The sequence below is a fragment of the Acinetobacter sp. AKBS16 genome, from assembly GCF_002899995.1.
GTDB classification, from domain to species: domain Bacteria; phylum Pseudomonadota; class Gammaproteobacteria; order Pseudomonadales; family Moraxellaceae; genus Acinetobacter; species Acinetobacter baumannii.
In genome coordinates this window covers 2,337-10,414 of record NZ_POYH01000067.1, presented here as the reverse complement: position 1 = coordinate 10,414, position 8,078 = coordinate 2,337, and the positions used below count along the sequence as shown (strand labels likewise).

Below are 8,078 nucleotides of genomic sequence, written 5' to 3'. Positions count from 1 at the left end.
AACAAAATGGCATAACGTTTATTGGTATTGTCATCCAGTAAAAGCGCACTATTAGGGTCTGCTGTTTTTGCTAAGCGCAAGTAATGTGGATAACCAAAAGCCAAGTCAACATCATCAATTGCACGAGCAGTCTGTGGTCCTTCAACCTCAATAAATTGCAAATTTTTAGGGTTTGAAACAACATCTTTGAGTGCAGATAAGTGATTATTTGAATCTTTAAGCGTAATTAACTTAGCTTGTTGTAAAAGAAGTAGGGCACGACCTTGGTTCACCGGATCATTTGGAATGACTACACGTGCATTTTGTGGCAATTCATCAAGGCTTTTATATTTCTTTGAATAAAGTCCCACATGTGATGCTGCACCCACTGCAAATGCCTTTAATTTAAAGCCTGTTTCTTTAATTGCATTATCTAAGAAAGGTTGATGCTGGAAAAAGTTCGCATCAATATCCCCATGATTTAAAGTAATATTTGGGGTATTCCAGTCAGAAAATTCGACCAGTTTTACATTTAAACCTTGTTTCTTTGCTTCATCGGCAGCAGCTTGTAAAGGTTTTGCAAATGGTGGACTAATGCCAATCACAAGTTCATTTGAGCCACTTTGACGATGTTTATTCCATAAGAACAAAGCAACAAAAAGGACTACAACGACTAAGCCTATGCCTAGCCATTTTTTAGAGGCTGTTTGAGCCATGTCTATCTCCAAATTTAAGCGGTTATTTCTTCAATTTTTGTTAAGTTTTTGCTGTTGTTATAGGGACTACATCGGAACGCTTGAACAGGGTGCTGTTCTGGTAAGTGATCACCCCGATTAAAAATTTTGTTCCGTAGTGAACCCGTTTTATATGCAGTTTTATAGCGACCACGTTGTTGTAGCTCTGGAATGACCAAGCGTATAAAGTCATGGTGAGACTCAGGGGCAACGGTACGTGTCAAATTAAAGCCATCAATATCAGTCTCATCTAAAAGATGAATTAAGTATTCAGCAACCTCTTCGCCACTACCCACAATAAGGGGATAACGACCACCTAAAACATGCTGAGCTTTTAAGTCATTTTTTGTGATTTGCTGTTCTTTAAACTTTTCGGTAATCGAAACAATACTGTTACTTTTTTGGTAAGGAATCGCTTCATCGTCAGCAAACTTACTTAAGTCAATGCCTGTTGAACTCGCATAATGCGCTAAGCCTGCTTCAGGACTCGCATACTGACGATATTCATTAAGTTTTTGTACAGCCAGATCATGTGTTTCGGCAACAACAACAGTTATGCCGACAAACACTTTAATATCGTTCGCTGAGCGCCCTTGCTGTTCGGCAAGAGTACGAATCTTTTTCACTTGTTCGCGTATCTTTTCGGGTTTATCCCCGCCAATAAATACACATTCAGCATGACGTGTTGCAAACTGCATACCTTTAGGTGAAGCACCTGCTTGAAATAGGGTTGGAGTGCGTTGCACAGAAGGAGATACCTGAAACACGCCTTCACTCTGGTAATACTTTCCATGGTGGTGAATGGTATGCACCTTAGATGGGTCTGTAAAAACACGCCGTACTTTATCTTTTTTAACTGCGTCGTTTTCCCATGAACCTTCCCAATATTTATAGCAAAGTTCTAAAAACTCTTCGGCTTGCTCATAGCGGGCATCGTGGTCTTTTAAACCCTTTTGACCAATTAAGCGTTCTGCACTATCTAGATAACCTGTAACAATATTCCAGCCAATACGACCTTGAGTTAAATGGTCGAGACTTGCAAAGCGGCGAGCAAATTGATATGGATGCTCATAGCTTAAGTTCACAGTGACCCCAAAACTTAAGTTTTGAGTGACTGCCGCCATTGCTGAAATGAGTGTAGATGGGTCATGGCTCGGAAGCTGAATGGACTCTTTTAAAGTGAGATCTATACCGTTTTGATAGACGTCGTACACACCTGTAATATCAGCGATAAACAAACCATCAAATAAACCATTTTCTAAAGTTTTGGCCTGTTCTGTCCAATAGCTCAATTCGTTAAAACGGTGTGATTCATCACGTGGATGTGTCCACAAGCCATGATTAATATGACCAACACAGTTCATGTCAAAGGCGTTTAATAAAATCTCTTTTGCTTTGAAATCTGCCATTACAATGTCCCCCGACGAGGTGGTAGAACACCGTTAAGAACGTAGTTCCCAATAAAGTAATATTTCCATCGTGCAGCATCATGTAAGGTATGTACTCGCGCATTACGCCAGAAACGGTCTAGGCCATCTTGAGACTGACTACCACGGCTACCAGCAAGTTCAATCAGCTTAGACGATGCTTTGAGTGCGATATCGCTACTATGAGCACGTACTTTGGCAACATCGATGGATGCTTTAGCAATGCTTTCAGGTGTGGTTTCAATTTTTGCGGCATCAATTGATTGAGCTGCCTGTTTTAATAGGACTTCACTAGCTCGTACATCTACCGCAATGCGTCCTAATTCATAAATCGTTAAAGGATCTTGGTTGGCTGTTTCTACATTTGAATCAATCCATGGGCGAGCTTGATGCACTCTTTGCAAGCTTTCTTCAAAGGCTGCACGTGCAATGCCTACCTCAATCGATGCATGCATGATTTGGGCAAAAGGTCCGACTAAGGTTGGTTGTAAAAATGCTGTATCAAAAGGAATAACATCATCTGCATCGACAAAAACCTGATCAAACTTAACTGTGCCGCTGCCTGTAGTTTTTTGTCCAAATCCAGACCAGTCATCAACAAGTTTTAATCCTTGTGAACCACTTTTTACAAAGGCTAAATACTCTCGACCTGCATCATCTAAAACTAAGGTTGGAATACGGTGAGCAAATAAACTTCCTGTGCAGTAAAACTTTTCACCCTGAATGAGATAGCCATTTTCATGCGGACGGATATTGGTTTGTTTATGGGTTGAAGTTTTAGTTTTAAACTCAGCAAGTGCATTACCAAAGCGGGTGCCATTTAACACTTCGCCGTATAAACGTTGTTTCTGAGTTTCTGTACCTGTATTGCGTAACACTTCTAATGCATAGAAGTGGTTTTGTGGAATTTGCCCGATTGAACCATCTGCACCGCTTAAAAGTGCAATCACTTTAGCAACAGTATGACTTGAAACTTCGGCACCGCCATATTGCTTTGGTACTGTAATTGCCCAAAGTCCAGACTGGCTCAAAGCATCAATTTCGGTATACGGTAAAATTCGCTTAGCGTCTCGCTCAACTGCGGTTTTTTTAAATTGCTCAGCAAACTGTTTGGCAATTTCTAATGCTTCAGCATCATTTTGAATAATATGTGCTTGGCCTGATGCCGATGTTTGTTTGGTTTGAACCGATTGATATGAAGTCATGACAATTGCTCCTTAAATCCAGGCATGGCGGGCAGGGAAATGACCATTAAGGTAATAATTGCCAATGGCATGTAATTTCCAGCGAACAGGGTCGTGTAAGGTATGTACACGGGCATTTCGCCAATGTTGATCTAAATTATGTTGGCTTAAGCTTGAGCGGCTACCGCCTAGCTCTAGTAGTTTTTCAGAGATTTGTAGGGCAGCATCATTGGCATAGACTTTTGCTTCTGCGACCAAAATTGAAGCTTTTGCTACTTGTTCATCAGTCACAGTTTGAAGTTGATCAAGTTCATCTAAATATTCAGCAGCTTCATCAAGCAGTAAAATTGCCGCATCGAGTAAAATATTTAACTTACCCACTTCTTGTAGGGTGTAATGTTCAAAGCTGGCTTTTTCAACATTTGCATCAATAATTGGGCGCGCTTTGTGTATGGTCGATAAAGTATCTTCAAAAGCAGCTTCCGCAATACCGACATCAATTGCCACTTGTAATAACTGCGAATACGCACCGCGATAGGTTGGAACTTGTGTTAATAATCGCTCATCAAAAATAAGTTCAGGATTAACTTCAACTTGATTTAATTTAACTGTACCACTCGCTGTAGTACGTTGACCAAACCCATTCCAGTCATTAATAACTTCAATGCCTTGAGCATCTCGGTTAACAATCACTAAAACGACATGGCCTTCTGGATGAATCGCTTTAATTGCGAGCCAATGCGCAAAACTTGTTCCCGTCGAATAAAACTTTTCGCCGTTTAAAAAATATTTGCCGTTTTCAATAGTAAGCGTGGTTTTTAAGGTTTTTGGGTCATGGGTATTTCGTTCGGGACCGCCGTTGGCAAGACGTTTACCGGCTAATATTTCTGAAAAGATAAATTGTTTTTGTTGTTCTGTACCCATGATTTCAATCAGGTTTAACAGGCTAATCTGATTTTGTGGAATCTGACCAACATTTGCATCACCTTTACTTAAAATACGGAAAACTTGTGCCAGTGTTTTATTGGAAACGAAAGCACCGCCGTATTTTTTTGCAATACGAATTCCGCCTAAGCCTTTTTGGCTAAAGCTTTCGATTTGCTCATGCGGTAATAAGCGTTGTTGATCACGTGTATTACGACCCTCTAAAGCAAAATCAGCCACTTGATAAGCAGCATTAATTGCTTGTTGATCATTTTGAATGACTTGGACGTATGCCGTCGTTTTAGATAGAGAATTAGACATAATGACACCTTGTATTGCTGTCATTACCTTACAAAAGAAATATTTTTCCACTAAACGAGGACTTATGCTCAGCTTATGAATAAAAATGCAAAGCACTTTTTTTGATTTTTAATAGATAAATATAGATATAGAAATATATTAAAAATCAATAAATTATAATTTTTATTTGTAAAATGAATAACTAAAAAGTTTTTAATATGAAAAAGAGCTATAAGTACGGTAAAAAAAGATATAAAAAATATAGACCTAACTGTCAGTGAAAAATGAGCACAATATCCATTGTTTTCATTAAAAATAGCTTCTAAAGTATCTACTTACCGAAGACGATTTTTGTACGAATAGTCAAATAAAAATAAACGTGGAGATTTTATGCGGGTTTTGTATCAGTTTCCTTTGTCTCATTATTGTGAAAAAGCTCGCTGGTTGTTAGACCATAAAGAACTTGATTACGTTGCACATAATTTGATTCCTGGATTTCACCGTGCTTTTGCACAACTTAAAACAGGTCAAAATTTGTTGCCGATTTTAAAAGATGACTATCGCTGGATTGCTGAGTCGACTAAAATTGCGCTTTATCTGGATGATACTTATCCGGAACATGCACTTTTACGCCGTGATGAACAACTTAGACAGCAAACTCTTAAAATTGATAGTTTGGCAGATGAACTTGGGGTGCATGTACGTCGTTGGGCACTTGCTCATACTTTAGCTCAAGGTGATCATGCTCTAGAGATTATGATGGGTGAACAAGGCTACTTACGACAGTTTGAGAAAATATCAAAACCGTTTCTCAAGACTCTAGTCAAGAAGAATTATAAGCTTGAAGAAGAGCTCGTAAGTCAGTCAAAAGGACGCATGGATGAACTCATTAATGAGTTAAACCATTATTTAATTGAAAACCAAGCACGTTATATGGTTGGTGACCGTTTAAGCCTCGCTGATATTTCAGTATGTTCTATGCTTGCACCTTTATTAGAAATAAAAGGTACACCATGGGAAAGGGAAGAAGATGGGGAAGTATCGCCTGATTGGAGTAATTATCAGAAATATTTACTTGATTTGCCGCTTGGACAGTACGTTTTAAGAATATATCAAACTGAACGTAATGCACGGGTTGACTGGCGAGGAATTTAAATTTTAGTTTTTAAAAAGCTCCGATAAAATCGGGGCTTTTTTATTTTTTAACTTTAAAGATACTTAAAAAATATTACTATCAATTTTATAAATGATTTTTAATAAAACATTTATGTATATTATTTTGATGCTTAATTTAATATTTATTACTGTTTATTCAACTTAAGTATAAGCTACTAATAAATTTGATCTTTTATTTTTGGGATAAAAGTTACTTTTGCTAAAAACAGTTTTTAGAAAAATTTAAGCCACTTTATTGTGCATGTGTTTACATTGTAATCAATAATTGCCACATTTAAGTGTAAATAGATGAGCTTAATAATAGACAGAAGATTAAAACATAGATTAAAGTAGAAACATGTGAGCAGTTTTAAAGGTATTAATTCTGCGAAACAGATAAATAATAAGTGAAGCAAATGGACGTGTCCTACTTGGAAAAGTTGGCTCGATAATTGCAATTTAATAATAAATCACTCTATTTCTCTATATGAATGATTCTGTAGACAAATAGAGGGAATGATCATCAAGGAGTTCTTATGAAACGTTCTGCAACCTCTCTCATTGTTTCAACAGTTATGCTTTGTACGGTTGGTGCTACTTCTCAAATTCAGGCAGCAGATACATTAGCTAAAATTAAAAGTACTGGGAAAATCGTTATTGGCCATCGAGAATCGTCTGACCCGATTTCATATGTTGTTGCAGGTAAACCAGTAGGTTATGCAGTCGACATTTGTAACCAGTTTGCAAATGATATTAAAAAAGAATTGAAAATGCCTGGTTTAAAAGTTGAATACAAGGCAGTAACCTCATCAACACGTATTCCTGAGCTTTTAGCGGGCAATATTGATATGGAATGTGGTACCACCACAAATTCTAAACAGCGTCAGCAACAAGTGGGTTTCTCAACTAACTACTATGCAACAGAAGTACGCATGGCTGTTAAAGCAAACTCTGGTATTAAAAGTTTGGCAGACTTAAATGGTAAAGCAGTTGTTACGACTCAAGGTACTACATCTGACAAGTACATTAAGATGAATGAAAAAGGCCAAGCAATTAATGTACAAAATATTTATGGTAAAGACCATGCTGACTCTTTTGCCATGATGGCATCTGGACGCGCTGCTGCATTTGTAATGGATGATAATATTTTAGCAGGCTTAATTGCTAAGTCTTCTACACCTAAAGCATTTGCAATTGTTGGTCCAGTACTTTCATCAGAACCTTATGGCATTATGATTGCAAAAGATGATCCAAAATTTAAAGCAATTGCTGACCGTACTGTAAATAACTTATGGAAAACTGGTCAAATGGACGCTTTATATAAAAAATGGTTCTTATCGCCAATTCCACCGAAAAATACTAATTTGAACATGCAACAAAGTTCATCTTATAAAAAACTCAAAGCTCACCCAACAGATGCAGGAATCTAACTGGATCTTTTTGTCCTAAATTTACTTGTGCAGGTGTAAAAATTCATTTGCACAAGTGGTCTATTTTCTAAAGATATTAATTTAAGGGGCAAACATGTCAGTCGGCTCACTAAACTGGACTATATTCTGTGCGGAGTCTAATGAATATGGTGTCGATAAAGCCGCATGGGCAGAATCAGTTTGTAAGGTTATTGGTAGTTCTAGCTACAATGCCTATGCTGAGGCGCCCACATGGTTACAAATGTTAGGTTCTGGTGTCTTTACTATGGTTTGGACTGCCATTGTAGCCTTTCTTATCGCATTTTTATTAGGTTCTCTCCTCGGGGTAATTCGTACTTTACCCAATAAACCACTTGCTTTTATCGGCAACTGCTATGTCGAAATATTCCGTAATATTCCATTAATTGTACAGTTATTCTTCTGGGCTTTTGTTTTTCCGGAGTTCTTACCGGACAGTTTAAGTGCAGGAAGTGGAGATGTTGTAGCAGGGGGATGGTGGAAAAACATTTTAAATCAACAACCCGCTGTTATCGGTGTTTTTGCTTTAGGCCTTTATACTGCGGCGCGTGTTTCGGAGCATGTTAGAGCAGGAATTAACACGGTTTCTCGTGGTCAAAAGTTTGCGGCATCAGCTATGGGATTTACCACCGCTCAAAGTTATCGTTATGTGATTTTGCCAGTTGCGTACCGTACGGTATGGCCAACGATTACGTCAGAAGCAATGAACGTCTTTAAAAACTCGGCAGTTTTATATGCCTTAAGTGTTTTAAATTTCTTTGCTTATACCAAAACCATGCGTGAAGAGACTTCACAGGACATTATCATTCTTATTCTGTCTACACCTGTCTATTTAATCATTACATACACCATTAAATTTATAATGGCATGGATTGAAAAACGCATGGCTGTACCAGGTTTAGGCTCGGGAGGAAAATAATTATGGAT

7 protein-coding genes are annotated in these 8,078 nt (G+C 37.9%); 3 read left to right on the top strand and 4 right to left on the bottom strand.

Annotated elements, in window-relative coordinates; all coding sequences use genetic code 11:
* The 4 genes from C1642_RS12085 to C1642_RS12070 form a co-directional block, all read right to left on the bottom strand.
* Nucleotides 1-695, bottom strand: a 695-nt coding sequence (locus tag C1642_RS12085) for a MetQ/NlpA family ABC transporter substrate-binding protein (RefSeq protein ID WP_228153853.1), incomplete at its 3' end; no start/stop codon positions are given.
* Nucleotides 696-709: 14 nt separating this feature from the next.
* Nucleotides 710-2,122, bottom strand: a complete 1,413-nt coding sequence (locus C1642_RS12080; protein ID WP_103236380.1) for an LLM class flavin-dependent oxidoreductase — start codon at nucleotides 2,120-2,122, stop codon at nucleotides 710-712.
* Complete coding sequence (locus C1642_RS12075; protein WP_000205199.1) at nucleotides 2,122-3,345, bottom strand: SfnB family sulfur acquisition oxidoreductase; 1,224 nt, start codon at nucleotides 3,343-3,345, stop codon at nucleotides 2,122-2,124. The genes C1642_RS12080 and C1642_RS12075 overlap by 1 nt, the downstream gene beginning before the upstream one ends.
* A 12-nt stretch (nucleotides 3,346-3,357) precedes the next feature.
* On the bottom strand, nucleotides 3,358-4,593 hold the full coding sequence (locus C1642_RS12070; RefSeq protein WP_103236379.1) for an SfnB family sulfur acquisition oxidoreductase: 1,236 nt from the start codon (nucleotides 4,591-4,593) through the stop codon (nucleotides 3,358-3,360).
* Between the two features lie 345 nt (nucleotides 4,594-4,938).
* Here C1642_RS12070 and C1642_RS12065 point away from each other — a divergent pair, with 345 nt between their 5' ends.
* The 3 genes from C1642_RS12065 (at nucleotide 4,939) to C1642_RS12055 (ending at nucleotide 8,070) form a co-directional block, all read left to right on the top strand.
* Nucleotides 4,939-5,703, top strand: a complete 765-nt coding sequence (locus tag C1642_RS12065) for a glutathione S-transferase family protein (RefSeq protein WP_103236378.1) — start codon at nucleotides 4,939-4,941, stop codon at nucleotides 5,701-5,703.
* Between the two features lie 536 nt (nucleotides 5,704-6,239).
* Nucleotides 6,240-7,133: an amino acid ABC transporter substrate-binding protein gene (locus C1642_RS12060; protein ID WP_000830363.1), complete on the top strand. Its 894-nt coding sequence runs from the start codon at nucleotides 6,240-6,242 to the stop codon at nucleotides 7,131-7,133.
* Between the two features lie 94 nt (nucleotides 7,134-7,227).
* Nucleotides 7,228-8,070 (top strand): amino acid ABC transporter permease, encoded by an 843-nt coding sequence (locus C1642_RS12055; RefSeq protein ID WP_000110649.1) that lies wholly within the window; start codon nucleotides 7,228-7,230, stop codon nucleotides 8,068-8,070.
* Nucleotides 8,071-8,078: the final 8 nt, after the last annotated feature.